The sequence below is a fragment of the Bacillus sp. FJAT-53060 genome (assembly GCF_037104745.1).
GTDB classification, from domain to species: Bacteria; Bacillota; Bacilli; order Bacillales; family Bacillaceae; genus Bacillus; species Bacillus stratosphericus_B.
This window is the reverse complement of sequence record NZ_JBAWSW010000029.1, coordinates 1-20260: the sequence shown is the minus strand read 5'-3', so window position 1 is coordinate 20260 and position 20260 is coordinate 1. Positions and strand designations below refer to the sequence as shown.

The 20260-nt window shown below is 40.0% G+C and carries 25 protein-coding genes and 1 rRNA gene; 2 read left to right on the top strand and 24 right to left on the bottom strand.

Going from position 1 to position 20260, the window contains the following annotated elements; translation table 11 throughout:
• Positions 1-34: 34 nt before the first annotated feature.
• The 5 genes from purR to yabG form a co-directional block, all read right to left on the bottom strand.
• A complete protein-coding gene (purR, locus tag WAX46_RS11335) occupies positions 35-868 on the bottom strand; it encodes a pur operon repressor (RefSeq protein WP_226568099.1) in 834 nt (277 codons plus the stop codon).
• Between the two features lie 70 nt (positions 869-938).
• Positions 939-1793: a 4-(cytidine 5'-diphospho)-2-C-methyl-D-erythritol kinase gene (gene ispE / locus WAX46_RS11330; protein WP_226568131.1), complete on the bottom strand. Its 855-nt coding sequence runs from the start codon at positions 1791-1793 to the stop codon at positions 939-941.
• A 145-nt stretch (positions 1794-1938) separates the two neighbouring features.
• Positions 1939-2124 carry a small, acid-soluble spore protein, alpha/beta type gene (locus WAX46_RS11325; protein WP_226568098.1) on the bottom strand — a complete coding sequence of 62 codons (186 nt, stop codon included), beginning with the start codon at positions 2122-2124 and terminating at the stop codon, positions 1939-1941.
• 158 nt (positions 2125-2282) lie between these two features.
• Positions 2283-2540, bottom strand: coding sequence for a biofilm formation stimulator Veg (gene veg, locus WAX46_RS11320; RefSeq protein WP_003217979.1), 258 nt, complete (start codon positions 2538-2540; stop codon positions 2283-2285).
• 212 nt (positions 2541-2752) lie between these two features.
• The gene (yabG, locus tag WAX46_RS11315; RefSeq protein ID WP_336494031.1) at positions 2753-3637 is read right to left on the bottom strand and encodes a sporulation peptidase YabG; all 885 of its coding nucleotides are present in this window, start codon (positions 3635-3637) and stop codon (positions 2753-2755) included.
• 280 nt (positions 3638-3917) lie between these two features.
• Here yabG and WAX46_RS15865 point away from each other — a divergent pair, with 280 nt between their 5' ends.
• Positions 3918-4034 carry an IS3 family transposase gene (locus tag WAX46_RS15865; protein ID WP_226568129.1) on the top strand — a complete coding sequence of 39 codons (117 nt, stop codon included), beginning with the start codon at positions 3918-3920 and terminating at the stop codon, positions 4032-4034.
• An 89-nt stretch (positions 4035-4123) separates the two neighbouring features.
• On the opposite strand, the gene rsmA is transcribed toward WAX46_RS15865, so the two are convergent.
• The 5 genes from rsmA to metG all read right to left on the bottom strand — a co-directional run bounded on the left by rsmA (position 4124) and on the right by metG (position 10017).
• Positions 4124-5008 (bottom strand): 16S rRNA (adenine(1518)-N(6)/adenine(1519)-N(6))-dimethyltransferase RsmA, encoded by an 885-nt coding sequence (gene rsmA / locus WAX46_RS11310; RefSeq protein ID WP_226568097.1) that lies wholly within the window; start codon positions 5006-5008, stop codon positions 4124-4126.
• A complete protein-coding gene (gene rnmV, locus WAX46_RS11305; protein WP_226568096.1) occupies positions 5001-5561 on the bottom strand; it encodes a ribonuclease M5 in 561 nt (186 codons plus the stop codon). The genes rsmA and rnmV overlap by 8 nt, the downstream gene beginning before the upstream one ends.
• 159 nt (positions 5562-5720) lie before the next feature.
• On the bottom strand, positions 5721-6923 hold the full coding sequence (locus WAX46_RS11300; RefSeq protein WP_226568095.1) for a ubiquitin-like domain-containing protein: 1203 nt from the start codon (positions 6921-6923) through the stop codon (positions 5721-5723).
• A 244-nt stretch (positions 6924-7167) separates the two neighbouring features.
• Positions 7168-7935, bottom strand: a complete 768-nt coding sequence (locus WAX46_RS11295) for a TatD family hydrolase (protein WP_226568094.1) — start codon at positions 7933-7935, stop codon at positions 7168-7170.
• 81 nt (positions 7936-8016) lie between these two features.
• Positions 8017-10017: a methionine--tRNA ligase gene (metG, locus tag WAX46_RS11290; RefSeq protein ID WP_336494016.1), complete on the bottom strand. Its 2001-nt coding sequence runs from the start codon at positions 10015-10017 to the stop codon at positions 8017-8019.
• 515 nt (positions 10018-10532) lie between these two features.
• Between metG and WAX46_RS11285 the strand changes: the two genes are divergently transcribed.
• Positions 10533-10823 (top strand): AbrB/MazE/SpoVT family DNA-binding domain-containing protein, encoded by a 291-nt coding sequence (locus WAX46_RS11285; protein ID WP_087975202.1) that lies wholly within the window; start codon positions 10533-10535, stop codon positions 10821-10823.
• 44 nt (positions 10824-10867) lie between these two features.
• On the opposite strand, the gene rsmI is transcribed toward WAX46_RS11285, so the two are convergent.
• The 14 genes from rsmI to rrf all read right to left on the bottom strand — a co-directional run.
• The gene (gene rsmI, locus WAX46_RS11280; RefSeq protein ID WP_336494015.1) at positions 10868-11749 is read right to left on the bottom strand and encodes a 16S rRNA (cytidine(1402)-2'-O)-methyltransferase; all 882 of its coding nucleotides are present in this window, start codon (positions 11747-11749) and stop codon (positions 10868-10870) included.
• Positions 11724-12023 (bottom strand): GIY-YIG nuclease family protein, encoded by a 300-nt coding sequence (locus WAX46_RS11275; RefSeq protein WP_336494014.1) that lies wholly within the window; start codon positions 12021-12023, stop codon positions 11724-11726. The genes rsmI and WAX46_RS11275 overlap by 26 nt, the downstream gene beginning before the upstream one ends.
• Entirely contained in the window at positions 12010-12753 is a 744-nt protein-coding gene (locus WAX46_RS11270) for a tRNA1(Val) (adenine(37)-N6)-methyltransferase (RefSeq protein ID WP_226568090.1), read from the bottom strand. The genes WAX46_RS11275 and WAX46_RS11270 overlap by 14 nt, the downstream gene beginning before the upstream one ends.
• A 55-nt stretch (positions 12754-12808) precedes the next feature.
• Positions 12809-13162: a DNA replication initiation control protein YabA gene (gene yabA / locus WAX46_RS11265; protein WP_226568089.1), complete on the bottom strand. Its 354-nt coding sequence runs from the start codon at positions 13160-13162 to the stop codon at positions 12809-12811.
• Between the two features lie 14 nt (positions 13163-13176).
• The gene (locus WAX46_RS11260; RefSeq protein ID WP_226568088.1) at positions 13177-14004 is read right to left on the bottom strand and encodes a PSP1 domain-containing protein; all 828 of its coding nucleotides are present in this window, start codon (positions 14002-14004) and stop codon (positions 13177-13179) included.
• Positions 14005-14006: 2 nt separating this feature from the next.
• Entirely contained in the window at positions 14007-14996 is a 990-nt protein-coding gene (gene holB, locus WAX46_RS11255; protein WP_336494008.1) for a DNA polymerase III subunit delta', read from the bottom strand.
• A gap of 11 nt (positions 14997-15007) precedes the next feature.
• The gene (locus WAX46_RS11250) at positions 15008-15448 is read right to left on the bottom strand and encodes a YaaR family protein (RefSeq protein WP_226568086.1); all 441 of its coding nucleotides are present in this window, start codon (positions 15446-15448) and stop codon (positions 15008-15010) included.
• 12 nt (positions 15449-15460) lie between these two features.
• On the bottom strand, positions 15461-15790 hold the full coding sequence (locus tag WAX46_RS11245; protein WP_024425625.1) for a cyclic-di-AMP receptor: 330 nt from the start codon (positions 15788-15790) through the stop codon (positions 15461-15463).
• A 76-nt stretch (positions 15791-15866) separates the two neighbouring features.
• On the bottom strand, positions 15867-16505 hold the full coding sequence (gene tmk / locus WAX46_RS11240; RefSeq protein WP_336494006.1) for a dTMP kinase: 639 nt from the start codon (positions 16503-16505) through the stop codon (positions 15867-15869).
• On the bottom strand, positions 16502-17911 hold the full coding sequence (locus WAX46_RS11235) for an aminotransferase class I/II-fold pyridoxal phosphate-dependent enzyme (RefSeq protein WP_226568084.1): 1410 nt from the start codon (positions 17909-17911) through the stop codon (positions 16502-16504). Before WAX46_RS11235 ends, tmk begins: the two co-directional genes overlap by 4 nt.
• Before the next feature lie 77 nt (positions 17912-17988).
• Positions 17989-19053, bottom strand: a complete 1065-nt coding sequence (locus WAX46_RS11230; RefSeq protein WP_336494004.1) for a toxic anion resistance protein — start codon at positions 19051-19053, stop codon at positions 17989-17991.
• A 19-nt stretch (positions 19054-19072) separates the two neighbouring features.
• Positions 19073-19687 carry a 5-bromo-4-chloroindolyl phosphate hydrolysis family protein gene (locus WAX46_RS11225; protein WP_226568082.1) on the bottom strand — a complete coding sequence of 205 codons (615 nt, stop codon included), beginning with the start codon at positions 19685-19687 and terminating at the stop codon, positions 19073-19075.
• 120 nt (positions 19688-19807) lie between these two features.
• Positions 19808-19999, bottom strand: a complete 192-nt coding sequence (locus WAX46_RS11220) for a sigma factor G inhibitor Gin (protein WP_226568081.1) — start codon at positions 19997-19999, stop codon at positions 19808-19810.
• A gap of 172 nt (positions 20000-20171) precedes the next feature.
• Positions 20172-20260 (bottom strand): 5S ribosomal RNA (gene rrf / locus WAX46_RS11215); the annotation flags it as partial.

The following is a 20260-nucleotide window of genomic DNA, read 5'->3' as shown; positions in this document are numbered from 1 at the left end:
ATCTCTCCCATTCAAATACATGTTTGATCAAAGGTTAAGCTTTGGAATGAAAAAACTCGTGGAAATTGCCTTCATTGATCTCAATCATCTTCTGCTTCATATCAATGGTTGAAAGCTTCAGCAACGATATATATTCATCGACAAGACGTTCATCTACGCCTTCGTCTTCTAAAAGAACACCGATTCCTGCGACATTTGCATTAAATTCCCCAAGCAAATTCATCATGCCATTAATGGTTCCGCCTGCTTTCATAAAGTCATCAATAATAAGGACATTGGAACCTTTATCTAAGCTCCGCTTTGCAAGTGACATGGTTTGAATTCGGTTAGAAGAACCTGACGCATAATTAATACTAACAGTTGATCCTTCGGTTACCTTGTTGTCTTTTCTAACGATCACAACGGGCACGTTTAAGTAACCTGCAACAGAATAGGCAATCGGAATCCCTTTCGTCGCAACGGTCATGACCATATCAATCGCACGGTCTGCAAAAAGGGTCGCAAAAAGCTTACCGATTTTTGAAAGAATCGATGGATTGCCTAAAACATCGGTTAAATATAAATAACCGCCAGGAAGCACACGTTCAGGAGTAGATAAAGCCTTTCCTATATCTTTTACGACTTCATTCGCTTCTTCTAGGTGAATCTTTGGAATATATTTCACTCCGCCAGCTGCTCCAGGTACAGTAAGCAATGTGCCTATTCCCTGCTGTTCGAAGGTTTGTTTAATAATCGTTAAGTCTTCACTAATGGAGGACTTCGCAGATTGATATCGCTCTGCAAAAAATGTTAACGGTACTAGTACGTGCGGGTGGGTTAACAAATAATTTGTTAAGTCCACCAACCTGCCGCTTCGACGAAACTTCATGAACTCCCCCCCAGAACCCGAATAATTTATGAATAATATAACTTAATATACGGATTTAATCAAGGACATTTTATTCGCCGATCAGGCGGACAGCATAAACTTGATCACAAAATCCTCTCAGTCCGTTATATATTCTCTGTACCTTAGATTCATATTGAATCAAGCCAAATACAGTTGGTCCGCTACCACTCATTAAAACAGCATCTGCACCAAAACGCTTCATCTGTCTCTTAATCATGTCTACTTCTGGGTACATCTTTAATGTCACAGATTCCAGAACATTACCAAGTGAACCACACATCTCCTTATAATCTTTCGCTTCAATTGCTTCAATCATACGCTGTACATTTGGGTGTTCTACTTTGCTTGCATCATATTGTCTATAGACTTCAGCTGTAGATACCCCGATCACCGGCTTCGCTAAAATAACCCAGCAATGTGGTGGTGACGCAATAGGCTTTAGTTTTTCTCCACGACCTGTTGCTAGTGCTGTCCCTCCATGCACACAAAAAGAAACATCTGAGCCGATTTCTGCTCCAAGCTCAGCTAGTTCATCTAACGTGAGATTCAATTTCCACAAACGATTTAAACCGCGAAGCGCTGCCGCCGCATCACTGCTGCCCCCAGCTAAACCTGCTGCGACAGGAATTGCTTTTGTAATGACAATCGATACTCCTTTTTGAATACCGAACCTTGTTTTTAGTAATTTAGCCGCCTGATAAGCCAAGTTACGCTGATCATCTGGTACAAATCGATTATGAGATGATACACGGATTTCATCCTTGTCCAGCTCCGTCAACTCTATGCGATCTGCAAGGTCTATTGTTGTCATCACCATCTCTACCTCATGATATCCATCCGGTCTTTTTCCATGAACATCAAGTGAGAGGTTAATTTTTGCCGGTGCTTTTTCTAAAATACGCAAACATTTCACCTACTTCTCCATCTAAACATAAGTATCAATATTGTATCACATTTGATGGATCTGATGAATATTGGCTTTTGCGACTAACACACTTACTTTTCATCAAAAAAGCCAGAGACACCCGAGGTATCTCTGACCCGTTTATTTATCGTTGATTCTCATTTTGAGCCATGTGCTGTTGAGCTAATTCAATGGCACGTTTGACCATATTACCTGCGTCACGCGCACGAATTTCTCCCCAGCCTCCATTTTTGACGGTATCATAAAATCCAAGATCCTTCGCCAGCTCGTATTTGAACTCATCTGACATAATGCCTCGGCGTCTACCCAAACGAAACAGCCCCTTTAATTGAGAATTAAAATCATTGCCACTGCATTCGTGGCTTTATTATTTTATATCGAATCTTTCCTTTTATCCCTTTTAAATAATGGACAGCTCCTACTGAAAAAAGGCAAAACAAAAAGCAGTAAACGAGAAGTTCACTGCCATTAATAAGCGACTGAGCTAGCAGTATCGTCGAACGTTAATTCGACCGTCTCAGTCAGTATATCTGCATAACTGTAAGAAACTCTTTCAAACGAATTCTCATCTTGATCTAATTGAATCACAAAAACAGAAGGGTACGTTTCAGCTAAAATGCCCGAACGCTCAATTGTTTTTCGGCGGCCTCCGTTAGCTTTTAACGTCAAACGTTTACCTAGGTTACCATCAAGCGATCTTTTGATGTCGGACAAAGTCTTCGCCATTGCATCCACCTCACTGAGATAATTATACAACAACGGCCCATTTTTGTCAAATAAAAATTAAATTATATCAACGAACACGAGCCATTGTCAACAAAATAATTTTGACAAACTTCTACCTTTTCTTCTCCCTATTTTCCCAAAATTCCGGTGAATTATGTATCGGTATGAAATTTCTTTCAAAACATAAAAAAACCAGACTGAAATCAGTCGGGTTATGTCGATTCATGGTCTCTTTTATATGGCATACCTACTCTTAAAACACCTTTCGTTTCAATTCCTCCGAGACCTTTTTCTCTTGTTAATGTATTTCGTAGCACATCCCACACGTTGATTCGATCTACAAATGGAGTGAAGCTGATCTTCCCAACAATATAGACGGGGTCGAGCGCATGGATGTTGACACGTGAAGGTGAACTTGCAAAATTGGCACCTGCTTGGATCAAAGATTCAAAATGAGATTGACAGGCACCTGCAAAAATTACGAGCTGATCTAAATGAGGAATTTTCTTTCTTGCTTTTTGAACCGTTTCAACGAAATGACGAGAATGGCGATATGCACCGATATCATTTACGCCGCCCTTTTGTTTGGAATACGCATCATGTCCTGTGATGACCAAGATATCAGGTCGATAATGATCAATTAACGAGTCAATCATGCTTGGCATTTTCTTTTCGTGGCAATGTACACCATACACAGGCACACCAATTCTTTTATATACGTCTAAACATTTCTTTAAGTATGAAGCATCTCCATCTAAATGGAGAACCTTTCCAGGCATGTGGAAATACTGCTCCTGATGCTGATATTGTCCAGATGTATAATACTCTTGTTTTTCACGTAGCAACTGATAATCCTGCCTGAGTAAGTCGAGCGATTCGTTAATTTTCCGTTCGGCGTCCTTCTCCCTTGTCAGTTGCTCCTCTTTTTGTATCAAGACCAAGTCTGACATCTTTGCATCAGCAATCAGCCTCACTTCATTCCCATGCAAAATGGCGGTGGCTTCGTGCTGATCTGTCTCATCAATTCGAATGATACGAAACATAATATCCATTTGATAGGATGCCCTCGTCACCATATCTCCTATTTGAAATTGCATGCTTTTCACTCCACAATCAGGCTCATATCCTGTTGGTATCGTCTTGCGTTGAACATGTTCGTCTTTCATGTGTGCTGTTCTTTCTAGCCTATGCCTGAATAGTTGAAGTGGTGAAAAGCAAAAGAAAAAAGCACTTAATGTGATATGATCCCCTTTAAGTATACATGTAAAAAGCCCAATTTTCATAAGCGTCTGTTACACTATGGAAGAACGGCTGGTCTGTATCGCCAAAGTATCACGATCGGGGTATTATAAATGGTTTAAGAATCAAAGGGTTTGAATCGAATCCTTTTTCTCACATCTTAAAACAGAGAACGCTTACTTTTCTTCGTGTCAAACTGAGGAAGAGCTTCATAAAAGCATAGAAGATTACATTCAATTCTATAATCACGATTGATTCCAGAAAAAATTAAACCAGTGTGCGCCGATAGAATACCGTCACACACTGGCTGCTTAGGCTTTTTATATGTGTCTACTTGACAGGGATTAGACCAAATGTAGGGATTTTTGTAAAACGTTCGACAAACGAGCAAATTCCTCGATTGATAATGATTCACCGCGGCGCTTTCCATCGATGTCGGCTGTTTCAAGCGCTTCTTCAATGAGGGATTTATGTTTCTTACCATCAGGGAGATTGTTCATTAGATTATTCATCAATGTTTTCCGCCGCTGACCAAAGCTCGCTCGAATGAGTTGAAAGAAAAACGCATCATTTTCTACTGAGACAGCAGGCGTTTCACGAACGGTTAGTTTAATGACTGCCGAATCCACATTTGGCTGGGGAACAAAAACTGTTTTAGGCACAACCATCACCGTTTTCGTTTCCGTATAAAATTGAACCGCAATGGACAACGAGTTGTATTCCTTTGATGAAGGGACAGCTGCCATTCGATCTGCTACTTCTTTTTGCAGCATGACCACAATCCCTTTCAATGGAAGGTTTTCTTCAAGCAACTTCATAATAATTGGCGTCGTCACGTAGTATGGAAGGTTTGCTACCACCATCACTTCTTTACAGTCAGCAAAATTTTCTTCAATAACCTTTCTTACATCAGCCTTCAATACGTCTTGATGAATAATCGTGACATTATCATATGGAGAAAGCGTATCGTTTAAAATCGGCAATAAGCGCTGATCGATTTCGAAAGCCGTGACTTTCTTTGCCCGTTTAGCGAGCTGTTCTGTCAACGCACCGATACCAGGCCCAATTTCAATAACGCCCGTTTCATCCGTGATCTCAGCATGATCGACAATGCGATCTAAAATATTTGTATCAATTAAAAAGTTCTGCCCTAAGCTCTTTTTAAAAAAGAAACCGTACTTCTTCAATATTTCCTTTGTTCTGACGGGTGTCGCAATATCTTTATTCATCGGCTTCCTCCTGCATGACGGTCTTTAAGGCCACAATAAAATCATGTTTGGTTATTTGAAACATGTGAAGGCGCTTTTGCAGCTGCTTTGCATTTGTATATCCAATATTTAATAGCACACCAAGTCGTTCACGGCGTCGTTTAGAAGCATCTCCTCCGATAAGGCCTGCGTCGAATAAGTCGTCTAATGAAATGTCGCTCCCCGATTCTTCCATTTCCTCATGGACATGGGCAAGGCATTCCCGAATACTGTCCAAAGAAGCGTGCTCGACGCCAATTCCTTTGTCACGCTTCGCCTTGGCACGATGTTTTGGCAAAAAAGCGTGCTTACAGCCCGGAACCGCTTCTGCGATGGTTTTACGTATCTTTTCACCTGGAAAATCGGGATCTGTTAAAATAATGACGCCTCGCGTCTCCTGAGCAAGACGTACTTGTTGAATGACTGTGTCGCCAATGGCAGATCCATTCGTTTCAATCGTATCTGCATCAACGGCCATCTTCACCCTGGCAGTGTCATCACGACCCTCCACCACAATGATTTCTTTGATTTTCATTTATTCCTCCGCTTGCAAAAACAAAAAATATTTTTGGTCAAAAAATGAAACCTTTCATGCTGTTTTTGCGTCTAATTAATTAGAAAACAGTGCTTCTATTATAACCAAAAAAACAGAGGGTGCGCAAAGCCCTCTGTTCATATAAATGATTTGATGTGTTTATTTGAGCACTCTAATTTTCACTCGTTTATTTCCCCATTGATAAGCTGCCGACTTACTAGGGACGAACACATCAATTTTATTCGCTTTTATAGCAGATCCAGTGTCTGATGCGACGGCATATCCATAGCCTTCCACATACACTTTAGAGCCTAGCGGAATGACACTCGGATCAACTGCTATCACTTTTGCACCCGGATTTGCTTTTAAATTAAAGCCTGTAGACGTTCTGCCCGTACATCCAGAACAGCTCGCTGTATAAGCTGTCGACGTCACATAGAATTCTCTTCCTGACGATTCATTGCTTCTTGCAACCGCAGGGGACGCTTTAGGTTCCTTTTTGGACACTTGTGTACCAATGGCCACTAAACGATCCTTGCTATGTTTTTCAGTTACTTCTTTGATTAATTCTTTAGACACCACTTTGCCGTTTTCTTTCACAATGGCATAGTGCTTTTTCAATTTACCTTCTTCACCTTTTTCAAGTACTTTCTTTTTTCCTTTTTCAAGAGAACGATCCATTTTACGTTTGGTATCAAAAGCAATTTTCTCTTCCACTACATCGGTAACTTTTTCCACCCGAGTGATCTGAATATCTGCGCTTTTTTTAGTAATGTTACTATGTAACGCAGGCTTGATCTTATCGTGCTTCTTGAGCTTGAGCTCTTGTTGCTTTAAAAAGTCAGCGACCGTAGTCGAAGTGGTCCACACTTTTTTATCCTTGCCTCCATCATTTAAGCTGACCTGGAAGGCCTGCTGAACCACAAGATTCATATTTTTTTTAATCTTGTCGTTCTTTCCTGGAGTCACTTGATCGTGCTTCCCAATATCTATCTTCTCATTCTTCAATAATGCTCCAACCGTCTGATCTGTTGTCCATATCGTTTTCTCTTTCCCATCTAGGGTAAGATGAACCGGTATAGCCGCATCATACACAATGTTCATATTGTCTTGAATCTTTGTATTTAGACTTGGAGAGATATGATCCTCCGCCCTGGTCTTTATCCCAAGGTCTGAAAGCAGCTGTGCTACTGTCTCTTCATGTGTACGAATTGTCTTCTCTTTGCCATTTATTAAAATGGTAATAGACTGCTTAGTGAACTCATGCGCACCGTAAGCCGTCCCAGTTCCAGCTAAAAGCAAGCAAGCGACTAAAAATAAAACCTTGCCTTTTCCTAGCTTGACAGAAAACAGATTTTTCATTTTTTGTACGATGAAAAACGCCTCCTTCTCCTCGGAGAGATTATATAGAGTATCTCAAAACCTGTCAACCCTTCCACCCACTGTACAAAAATGCTCGATCGTATACCTATTATGGGAGATTTATGTAAGGAAGGGAAGAAAGACTTATCGACAACTTATCCTATGAGGAGTAGCAAACGTGTAGAACTTTTTCGTTATGTTTCACAATTGGACAAGCTTAAACAAGGATTGACATCATATACTGTCAGTTTATACGGAAAACTTTTTTCGCATTTTCTGTTGTCAATTCAGCAAGCTCTTCAAAGCTTATTTCTCGTAATTCAGCAATTTGTTCTGCGATATATTTAACATAACTTGGCTCATTGCGCTTCCCTCTAAATGGCGCTGGTGTTAAGTATGGGCAGTCTGTTTCAATCAATAGTCGATCACTCGGTATGTCTTTTACAACTTCCTTCGGTTTTTTCGCATTTTTAAATGTCACGGGACCACCAAATGAAATATAGAAGTTCATATCCATGCAGGCTTTTGCGATTTCGAGGCTTCCTGTAAAGCAGTGCATGATACCTCCAACAGCCGCCGCTCCCTCTTCCTTTAAGATGATCACGACATCTTCCGTTGCGTCACGATTATGAATGATGATTGGAAGGTTCACTTCCTTTGCAAGAGCAATTTGACGTCTAAAGACTTCTTTTTGCACATCTTTTGGCGACTTGTCCCAATAATAATCGAGACCCATTTCTCCAATGGCAACGACTTTTTCGTGCTGAGATAATTTTTTGATCCAAACCAAATCCTCATCTGTCATATCAATTGCATCAACAGGATGCCAACCGATGGCCGCATAAATAAAATCATACTCTTCAACTAATTCCATCGCTCTCGTAATTGTTGGTCGATCAAACCCGACCACCACGATTTTCTCTACCTTTTCACTTTTCGCTCTTTCAATTACCTGCTCTAAGTCTTCATTGTATTGTTCCGCATTTAAGTGGGCATGTGTATCAAATAACATCATTGATTTCTCCTTTCGACAATTCTCCTAAAAAACAAAAGGTGTTCGACGAAATGTTACACGTGGAACACCTTTGTTGATTTATAAAATTTTTGTTCCATTCGCTAGAGATTGATCTACTTCAAGAACTTGCAATTTCCCGCCAGTTTCTCCAGTTAAAATCATCCCCTGGGAGATTTCCCCTCTGAGTTTAACTGGGGTAAGATTCGCTACGCAAACGAGCTTTTTCCCTACTAATTCTTCTGGTTGATAGTGTTTGGCAATCCCAGAGACTATTTGTCTTTTTTCAAATCCAAAATCAAGCTGAAGCTTTAAAAGACGATCCGCTTTTTTCACTGGGGCTGCTTCCAAAACCTGAGCGACTCGAAAATCGACTTTCGAGAAATCATCAAATGCAATTTCTGCTCCCAGCTCAGGTAATTCTGTTTCTTCTATTTCAACTTTCTCTTCTTCTACCTTAGGTGCACTTCCCTGCATTTTTTCTTTAATGTAGGCTACTTCTTCTTCAACCTCTAAACGCGGGAACAAAGGCTCTCCTTTTTGTACCCTCGCTTGTTGAATCGCACCAAAAGAAAGAATGCTGTCCCAACTTTTGAGCTTCTGTTCTTCAATTCCAATCTGGAAGAAGATTTTCTCAGGTGTTTTTGTTAAGAATGGTGTTAATAGCACTGCTGTGATTCTAAGTGATTCTGCTAAGTGATACATGACAGAATGCAATTCTTTTCGTTTCGTCTCATCATTAGCTAATACCCATGGAGCTGTTTGATCAATATATTTATTGGTTCTGCTAATTAATGTCCAAACATTTGAAAGAGCCACCGAGAATTCAAGGTTTTCCATTGCTTCTTCATAGGCTTTCACCGTTTGTTCAGCCACCGCTTTAAGCTCCTCATCAAACTCATTGACAGGACCTTTATAGCTGCTTAATGTACCGTCAAAATACTTTTGCACCATGGCAACCGTACGGTTAAGCAAGTTCCCTAAATCATTGGCAAGGTCATAGTTTATACGTTCCACGAATCCTTCTGGTGTAAACACACCATCCGCACCAAATGGTACCTCGCGAAGCAGATAATAACGAAGGGCATCAAGGCCATAGCGATCAATTAATGAGACCGGATCTACCACGTTCCCTTTTGATTTTGACATCTTGCCATCTTTCATGAGTAGCCAGCCGTGTGCGAAAATTTGTTTCGGTAGTGGCAGATCAAGTGCCATTAGCATAATCGGCCAATAAATTGTATGGAACCGCACAATTTCTTTCCCTACAAGATGCACATTAGCAGGCCAATATTTTTTATATTTTTTATCCGGATCTGTTCCATAGCCAATTGCAGTTAAATAGTTAAATAAAGCATCAATCCATACATAAATAACGTGTCTCGGATTATTAGGTACCTTAATTCCCCAATCAAAGGTTGTTCTTGATACAGCTAAATCCTCTAAGCCTGGTTTAATGAAGTTATTGATCATTTCATTCTTTCTTGATTCAGGCTGAATGAATGATGGGTTCTTTTCGTAATAGTCTAGTAAACGATCCGCATACTTACTCATACGGAAGAAGTATGATTCCTCTTTAATCAATTCAACAGGGTGTCCACTGTCAGGGCTTTTCCCACTAATGACTTCACCTTTCTTATTTCGCTCAACATCAACAAGCTGTGTTTCTGTATAGAATGTTTCATCAGGAATACTGTACCAGCCCTCATATTGATCTAAATAGATATCTCCTTGATCAAGCAGCTTTTGGAATACTTGCTCAATGATTTTCGTATGTCTTTTTTCCGTTGTACGGATGAAATCATCATTTGAAATGTCGAGTTTCTTCCATAATGATTTGATGTCTGCAACGACTGGATCTAAATACTCAATGGGTTTAATATTTTGCTCTTCTGCTTTTTTCTGAATTTTTTGTCCGTGCTCATCTGTACCTGTTAAATACATCACATCATAGCCTTGAAGACGTTTATAACGAGCCATGGCATCTCCTGCCACTGTCGTATAAGCATGTCCAATATGTAATTTTCCGCTCGGATAATATATAGGTGTTGTCAGATAAAACGTTTTTTTCTTTTCCGGCATGTCGGAACCTCCTGCGTTTGTGTAAATATTAAAAACCCCCGCCCAATGGACGAGAGCGGTTATGATAACTTCGTTAAAATGTGAAATATGCAATTATTTTTTGCGCTTATGCTTCTCTATGATACCATCTTAGTCTTTAAGATCAAGCATATATACATAGAATGGGCTGAAATGATCGAAAAAGATGAGTTTTTCTAAAAAGACGACAAACCGCTCGACATTTTGTCGAATATTGTCGTATGAAATCTACTTCCAGATTTACAATTGTCTAATTTAGGGCAAAAGTCTTGTCAATCTGTATTCGCCATTTATCATATTTCATAGATGAAATCCGAAGAATCCTTATACATCAATAGTTTCAAGGCCTTTTGACTTTAAGAGTTATATTTTACAAACAATAGTAAACAAAATGATTGACGATTTATGGAAACCTTGTTATGCTAGGAATGTAAGGAATTTGTCGAATAATGACGAAGATAATCTTATATTAAGAATAAGAACTTTTTGGGAGGAGAATGAAGATGAAATCTACAGGTATTGTACGTAAGGTTGACGAATTAGGACGCGTGGTGATTCCAATCGAACTTCGCCGTACTTTAGGAATCGCTGAAAAAGACGCTTTGGAAATTTATGTTGATGATGAAAAAATTATTCTAAAAAAATATAAACCAAACATGACCTGCCAAGTAACAGGTGAAGTATCAGACGATAACCTTAAACTTGCTAATGGTAAATTAGTTCTTAGCCGTGAAGGTGCAGAGCAAATCATTAACGAAATCCAAAACCAACTTCAATCACAAAAATAAGTTTTATATAAAAAGGTTCTTGCTCCGTTTGCAAGAACCTTTCTTTATTGTTCAATATGATAGGCATCATATATCGTGCGCTTTGGCACACCTCGTTCGACAGCTGTACGCTTAATGGCTTCCTTCGACGTCAATCCTTCCTCTATGTAATGGATCACGTGTTCTTTTTCAGATAAGGGCTTCCACCAGGCTTCTTCATTCAGCTCTTCTTCTCCTTGATCATTTCCTTGTACCACAAGACAGAATTCGCCACGAATTTGCTGCTCCGCAGCCCACATCAGCACATACTCTAAATCTCCACGAATAAACTCTTCAAATTTTTTTGTCAGTTCTCTCGTAATGGCAATGTTTCGGTTTCCCCACACTTCCTTCATAACAGTCAGCGTTTCTTTTAACCGATGGGGGGCTTCATAAAAAATAATCGTTTCTTGGCGTTTTTTCAGTGCTTCCAGCTGTTTTCTCTTTTCCTTTTTTTGACGATCAAGAAAACCGTAAAAGAAAAAAGGCTGAGGTGCGATCCCTGAGGCAATGAGTGCTGTTAGTGCTGCGTTTGCACCAGGTAACGGAATCACAAAGCCTCCGATTTTCGTAAAGTCTTGAACCACTTCAGATCCTGGATCAGAAATAGTTGGTAAACCAGCATCACTCACTAGTGCAATATGTTTTCCTTCTTTTAACCACTCAATTAATTTGTGACCACTGCTATCTTTATTATGCTCATGATAACTTGTTAACGGAGTATCAATTTCGTATACATGACAAAGCTTTTTCGTTTGTCTTGTATCTTCTGCGGCAATATAGTCTACATCTTTTAACGTTTGTATCGCTCGGAACGTCATATCTTCTAAATTTCCGATCGGGGTTGGTACGAGATAAAGTATTCCCATATCTGAATGACCATCAAAGCTTTTCTGTGTCTTTCGCATGTGCCGTCTCCTTTTCCATTCGCATTTCTTCTATATACATGTCTTTCTTTTGACGGGTCCATGTTTTGAAACGATATTCTTGCTGCATTGCTTCCCTTTTGGTTGAAAAGCACTCATGGTAATACAGTTCAACCGGTCGTCTCGCTCTTGTATACTTTGCGCCCTTACCACTATTGTGAACGGTTAGCCTTTTTTGCAGATCATTTGTATACCCAGCATATAAACTGCCATCTGCACATTTCAATACATAAAAGTAATGATTATCCTTCACCATACAGTATCGTCCTGATTTCCTCTGTATACTCTTGGTCTTCCCCATAAACAAAAAGTGGCGGCAGGATTTTCAAATCTGGCTTTCCATCTTTAATGCCTTCTACTAAGATAGTATTGGCTTCTTTTCCCTGTTTAGGATAAACAAATTGAATTCTTTTTGGCTCAATTCGGTAATTCTTCATCAGTTCAACAATCTCAAGCAAACGTCCTGGACGATGGACCATTGCCAATTTGCCTCCTTGCTTCAGCAGAGTGGAAGACACACGAATGACATCTTCTAATGTACAATGAATTTCATGACGTGCAATCGCCAAATATTCATTTTCATTGATTTCTTCCTTAGATGGTGTCTTAAAATATGGCGGGTTACATGTAATCACATCTACCTTATGGTTGCCATAGCGTTCTGGCATATCCTTCAAATCACCATAAATCAATTCAATCTGGTACTGTAATTGGTTATGCTCCACACTTCTCTTTGCCATATTAAACAAGCGTTCTTGAATTTCAACACCTGTAATAGAGGCCTTCGAACGAGTCGAAAGCAAAAGCGGCACAATGCCATTTCCTGTACAAAGATCAATAATCTCCCCTTTTTGAATCGGAACATAAGCAAATTTTGCTAATAATACCGCATCCAATGAAAAGGCGAACACTGTTTTACTTTGTATAATCTTCATATCTTCAGCGAGCAAGTAATCTAAACGTTCATCTTCTCTTAATGAAACCATGCTGTATCCTTTCTCTTCCTGTGAAAAAGGCTCCCGATTCAGCGGAAGCCTTTTCTCATTTTTTATTTAAAAATGACAGACAGAACAAACAGTCTCCCTCTTTACGAATGCTCCCATAATGTACATTACAAATATGGAAGCCCTCCTGATATAAACGAGCAAGGTTATCATGACCTTCTCCTATATCATAATGACTTGGCTTCTGGGCAAAATCATTCTTCGCCTTAGGCGATTTGTCTTGATCTGACTGATCCAGACGTTCACGCAAGTGCTGATTCTCCATCTGAAGCTGATGATTTTCTTCAATCACTTCACCAATATGATTTTTCAAATCACCTAGCTGGCGATAAAGAGAACCGATTTGTTCTTCTAAATTGATCACCGTATCAAATAGTTCCTTTTTATCCAAGGTGGCACACCTCGTTACTCAGTTGTTTGTGCAGATACAACGCCTTCTTGTAATAATTCTTCCCAAGTATATTCTATCACTTTTTCTTGCCCAGTTAATTCAACTTGCAAAATTCGTTCTAAAATGTTGAGTCCTACTACCTTTCCAGAGCCATTAGACGTCTGAATCGTTTCACCTATATCCGGTAATTGTTCTTTCGCCGTTTCATACTCATCATTCTCATATTTCAAGCAGCACATCAAACGTCCGCAAAGCCCTGAAATTTTCGTAGGGTTTAAAGACAGGTTTTGATCTTTTGCCATTTTAATGGACACTGGTTCAAAATCTCCTAAAAATGTTGAACAGCAAAGCATTCGTCCACAAGGACCGATGCCGCCTAGCATTTTTGCCTCATCTCTTACACCAATCTGGCGAAGCTCAATTCTCGTCTTGAAGATCGATGCGAGATCCTTCACTAGCTCACGGAAATCCACTCTGCCATCCGCTGTGAAGTAGAAGATGACCTTGTTTCGGTCAAATGTGAATTCAACATCAACTAGCTTCATTTCCAGACCGTGTTCACTTACCTTCTGAAGACATGTATCAAAGGCTGACATCGCTGCTTCTTTGTTTTCCTCAACAATGAGCCGGTCTCGTTCGTCTGCTACACGAATTACCTTACGTAGAGGGAGAACCACATCGTGTTCATCTACTTTTTTGTTCGCGATGACCACTTGTCCGTACTCAACCCCTCTGACCGTTTCTACAATGACACAACTATCATTTTCTATATGAAATCCATTAGGATCGAAATAATAGATTTTGCCCGCTTTTTTAAAGCGAACACCAATTACGTTGTACAAGCTTATCCCTCCTGCAACATCAACACCAATTGCTCCATTAGCCCTTGGGCATTCACGTTGGATTGAAGTCTCTTTTTCGCTTCTAATACAGCAAGTATCTGGTTTGTCACCATCTGCTGTGTGGAATGCAGCGCGTGCTGCTTCATTGTCTGGAATAAGTCTTGATAAATGATTTTATCTTCATTTCCTATTTGAATCGACAATACATCACGATATATAAATAAAAGCATATCCAGACCTGTGTCTTGAAGGTCTTTCTCTTTGAAAAAAGGCATCCATTGATCATGTATATAAAAAAATGCATGTTCTTTTCGCTGGTGTAAGACTTCATACAATTTTATCACTTTCGCTCTAGACTCTGCAAACTGATCATTTCGACTTAATTCTAGTGCTTCTGCTAAATTATTGGTTAAATTCGACAAAAGTCTTGCAAGATGCTGAGTTACACCTTCTTGTAAAAGCTGCTGCTCCAAGGATTGTGGCTGCAGCGGCTGAAAACTAAGCATCTGACATCTTGAAATAATCGTATCCAGCATTTTATGTGATTGCTCAGTGATTAAAACCGCCATCGTTTCCCGATTAGGCTCCTCTAAAAACTTCAATAAACTGTTCGTGGCATTGACCGTCATTTTGTCCGCATGAAGAATGATATACATTTTTCGGTGTGATTCTACACCTGCTTTTGTAAATTCCTCCTGCAATGCCTGCACTTGCGCTTTCTTAATCGATTGGCCGTCAGGCTGCACTAGATGTAAATCTGGATGGTTGCCAGACTCAATTCTTTTGCAGTTTTGGCAGGATTCACATGGTTTCACTCCTGCTTCCAAACAAAAAAAGCTCTTAGCCAAAAGCATCGCAGCATCTAGCTTTCCTGTCCCTTTTTTCCCTTCAAATAAGTAAGCATGAGCAAGTCGCTCTTTATCAATACTATTAAAAATCAGCCGCATGACGCGCGGCTGCAAATCATTCATGTCATCCCAGCTAATTGCCATGTTATCACTCTCTATGTGTAAAGGTTAATCAACAAACCTTTTATTTCTCCAATACGTTCAAGCAAATCAATCGATGGTTTCTCTTGATCCATCATATCCTCTGTTAATTCAACAAGCTTTTCATCTAATGCTTTGACTAAAGCGAGTGTTCGTGTGTTGCCGTAAAGGTCAAAGCTCCTTGATGTCTCTATATTTAATCCATTATCGACTGTCTCTTTCACAAAACGCTTCACAAGTCCTTTAAACCTGGCCAAATCCTTTAGGTTTCGTGACTTTGTCAACTTTTTACCAAACACTTCGATATCACTCAGCATGACTGTCAGTTGTTCTAAACGCATTTTGCCGCTTTGCGTCTCCATAGAAGCTTTAAAAGAGGCAGACGTCTGGCTTCCTTTAATTGCTTGAAGTTCGCGCTTTTTTAAAAGCAGCCGCATATCTTGATTAATTTTCACAGCAACCCATCCTTAAAATTGATGAAATTGTTCAACTGGCAGAATAAAGACAGTAGCTCCACCAACTTCAACCTCAACAGGGTATGGTACATATGAATCTGCATTTCCGCCCATTGGTGATACTGGCGCAATCATTTGATCACGTTTACGGCAATTTTCCTTTATAAGCTGTAATGCTTTATCCACTCGGACATCATCACAACCAATGATAAAAGTCGTATTCCCAGACTTTAAAAACCCACCAGTTGAAGCTAATTTTGTCACGCCGAAATGATGTTCAGTCAATATCTTCAACAATTTGCTACTATCTTGATCCTGTACAACGGCAACAATTAGTTTCATTCGATTGGCCTCCTTTTTTTAGGCAGATGACATGCCGATGTCTTCCTCTATATTATAACAACGATTGGGAATCAGGTCATATTTGATTTTTCTTTAATGTGTCCTGAATCAACAGAAGTACTTCTTCATAGACGTCCTGCATCGGCTGAGACGCATCCACAACACGAAATCGTTCTGGTGATTGCGTAATCAACAATTCATAGCCTTCTCTGACCAGCTGGTGGAAATTCAGCGCTTCAACGTCTAGTCGATTTTTTTCTCTTCCTCGGTTGGCATCGATTCTCTTTAGTCCTTCCTCCGGCGTAATGGAAAAGTAAATGGTCAATTGAGGCATCGTGCCATTAATGGCAAAATCATTAATCGATTTTACTTCTTCAATCCCAAGACCTCTCGCATAGCCTTGATAGGCAAGGGAGCTATCTACAAAACGATCACATAAAACAGTGTCTCCACGCTGCAATGCCGGTTCTACCTTCTCAGCCAAATGCTGTCTTCTTGCTGCTGCATACAGCAAAGCCTCTGTTTTCGCATCCATTTTTGTATTTTTTTCATTTAAAATGACTTCACGAATCTGCTCAGCAATTTCGATACCACCCGGCTCGCGTGTCGCCGTCACTGCAAAACCTTGGCGTTCCATTTCTTCATACACTTTTCGAATCACTGTCGTTTTTCCGGCACCCTCTGGTCCTTCAAACGTGATAAACATACCACTCATAGTGTCTCCTCTTCTATATAAACATATAATTTTTTCTGGTGAATCACCTGACTTGCTTGAACATGAACCTGATGCCCGAGCAAATGGCTTAACGTCGCAATCTGATCTACTTCAATGCGCTCTCCCTTCAATATCAAAGGAATGCCCGGTGGATAGGGTATGACCGATTCTGCACTAATCCGGCCTGCTGCTTTTTCAAATGGGACGACTTCTATGCCTTGTCTTTGCTTAACGAGCTCTATTGATGGCGATCTCTTTTGAAGCTGCACTTTGCCTTCAAGTAATGAATCACTTTGTTGAAGGGCCTGTTCTATGACTGTAAAAGGAACCTCCTTCATCTGACCTAGACCAAAAACGAGTAAGACTTGATGTTCGTCCGCGAGTTCTGGGTGAACCTCTACCGATTCAAGCACCCTCTTTAGTTCATAACCTGTCAGCCCTTTTGTTGAACGAATCACGCATTTTAATGGATCGGTAGATAGCGAGTCAGTCTCAACCACTTCAAGATGAGAGATACGGTTGAACTGTTTTTTTAGCTTTTCCAGCCCTCTCATCAATCCGTCCAATTTTCTCTTTTCCTTCATCTCTTCAACATAAGCTCTCGCTACATCTAACGAGGCCATAATTGGAAAAGAAGGTGAACTGCTTTGAAGCATCGTTAGCAATGTTTTTATACACTGCGAATCTATTCTATTGCCCTGAAGATGGAGAAAGGACCCCATCGTCATCGCCGGAAGGGTTTTATGTGCTGATTGTACCACCACATCAGCTCCATAGGAAAGAGCAGATGGAGGAAAGTCACCACCTAATACAAAATGCGCTCCATGTGCCTCATCAACCAAAACGATGATCCCTGCATCATGGCACAATTTGACTAAATTTGATAAATCAGCTGCATGTCCGTAGTAATTCGGATAGGTCAAAACGATTGCTCGGCATTTAGGAAATTTCGCAATGGCTTGTTTGACTGTTTCATCAGTAACATGTGTTGGCACGTGCAAGTGTCGATCTACCTCAGTTTCTAACATAATAGGCGTTGCTCCTGCAAGCTCAATCGCATGGAACACAGACTTATGGCAATTTCGTTGAACAAAAATCTCATCTCCTGTACCGCATGTAGCCATCACCATTGCCAAATTTCCGACCGTCGTGCCATTCACGAGGAAAAAGCTTTGATTTGCACCATATAGCTTTGCCAATAAATCCTCTGCCTCTTGAATCACACCAGTCGGGTGTTGGAGATCATCTAGACCTTCAAGCTCCGTCACATCCAGCTGAAGAATTGATGCATAATAGGACCGTGCCTCATCAAAAAAGACATCTCCATTGTGATGTCCTGGAACGTGAAAAGAATAAGGCTTCTTTTCCGCATGTTGTGATAATGCTGTATATAAAGGTGTTTTCAAACAAATCGACCCTTTTCACTTAAACGATATCTTATTTCTATTATAACGTTCAAACAAGTGAACTGAAAGATGGATTCTCATTCCTTTATTGGTTTATGGTTCGCCAGCTTCTGCTCTGCATCGTACATGTTGCTTTTCAATTGAGCTCTCTCTTGGCTTCCATGCTCTTTCACCTGTAAGGTTTCCTGTAATGTTTCGGCTAATTGGAGTTGAACCTTTTTCAACGCTTCTATCGGTGTAAAAGATGCGTCTTTAAGAAGCTGTCCCTGGTGCTTTGATACCTTTTCAAAGGTTTGCTGGATTCGCTGCTCAAGGGCGGAATTGGCACGCTGCTGAATATGAGTTAACGCAATCGACATTTGGTTGATCCATAGAGGAATAGATGCGGAAATAGTTGATTGAATGTGGTTGGCTAATGTATGATTTGTATGCTGAATCATTCGAATTTGAGCATTACATTGCAGTGCAATTTGACGACTTAAAAGCAAATCATACTTCCGTTCTTTCAATCTCTTCATATATTCCTCCTCATTTACTTTCTGACTCATCAATTGCTCCTCTAATGTCCGATCATTTGACCGTTTCGTTTCTGATAGGGCCTGCTGCTCTAAATGTGTCAATTTCTCTTCAATTGCTGCAACCTGTAAAGTCATCTCTTGGAAATAAGACTGATTTTCTTCAAATAAACGCTCTAATAACTTATGGTCCGAAATTAATACGCCCCTTGCGTAACGCAACCTTGCTGATAATCTCTCTATCTGAGCTTCTGCTTGTTTAAAACGAGAAATGACCTCATGGGTAGAACGCCTCTCTCGTTGAAACAACCTCAAAAAAAAGCCTCTCTTCTTTGGCAGTAAATCCTCGGGATCCACTAAATGTAGTTGCTGCAAAAAAGCCTCAAGCACAGCTCCTATTTGATCAATATCTTTTTTCTCAACATACTGCATCATGTGTTGTGATTGTTCGAATAACCGCTCCTGCACACGTGTACCATAGAAAAGCAGCTTTTGTGGATTGTCAGGGATCTTTTCCGCACGCTGTATAGCCTCTTGTTTTTCCTCATCAGATAAAATATCAAACACCCGAAACTGAAGATCTGTAGTAGATGCTGATGATGGTGTAACTTGATCTTCTGGTTTCATCACGTTTGACTCCTTTCATCTATTTTTTGATCATTTTATCTGCCACTTCAAGTTCAATATGAAGTGCTTCTATGTCTCTTCCTAAAACTTGCTGCAAATCATTCGCCAATTGCTTTTGCAGCTCGGACAGTGTAACTCGAGCTTGGCTCAGTGTCATTTCAAGCTCATGACTACGTTTTGGCTGATTATACAGTAGTGCATATTTCTCGGTTAGTTCAACAACAGAATCCAAACTTTCAAAATAAAACCGCTGTGCATCATAAAATCGGTTCGGCTCTTTTTTAGTAATCGTATAAATTCTTCGTGCAAGCCGAAGGATTTCATAATTATGTTTTATCGTCTGTACGTTCTTTACAGCAAATAAAGCTTTCTTTAAACGAACCAGCTTTTGTCCTGCTTCTTTTAGATGCTGTTTAATATATACATAATCACTGCGAGACAGTCCGTGTTTCTTTAAAAACAACCGGAAAGCAACCCATCTGCTCCCTGCAAACATCACGCCCCACCCAATCATTGCAAAAAGTATCGATAATCCAACATGATAATGGAAAACCCCAATACTGACAGTTAAAATCACAAACGAAAAAAGAGTAGAGAGGAAGGCCCATATAAATGCGAAAAAGATTGATTTCATTTCCATCGACTCCTATGAATAATCAGGCTCTCTGTTTATTTTATTATTTATTACGGTTTATGTCCAAACTAAGTACCAAAAAACAGTCCCAATCCTTTTAAAAAAAGACCAGTTAATGGTCTATGAATACAAAGGTGGCGTATGGAGATTCTTCAGCTTTCTAACATAATCGGCATAGCTAGGATCCGAGGTCGATGTAGATATTAACTTTCGCTCACAGTCTCGGCACAAAAACTGATGATATAAATAAATTCCCTTTGTTTTTTTCTCTTCACAAATCAAACAAACCGCTTCTCGCTCTTTTTTTTTCATTGTGACACCTCCACTTATAGCTTCAGTATGCCCTAGCGCTTTCAATTGTATACAAAATTAAGAATGTTTTAGATGGTAGTTTAATATATGTATCCATGTCGTATTGAGTGTTTGTTCCTTTTCTTATAAAACACAAAAAAGACCAGTTCCGTCTGGAACTGATCCTTATAAAGCTTGGCGGCATCCTACTCTCACAGGGGGAAACCCCCAACTACCATCGGCGCTGAAGAGCTTAACTTCCGTGTTCGGTATGGGAACGGG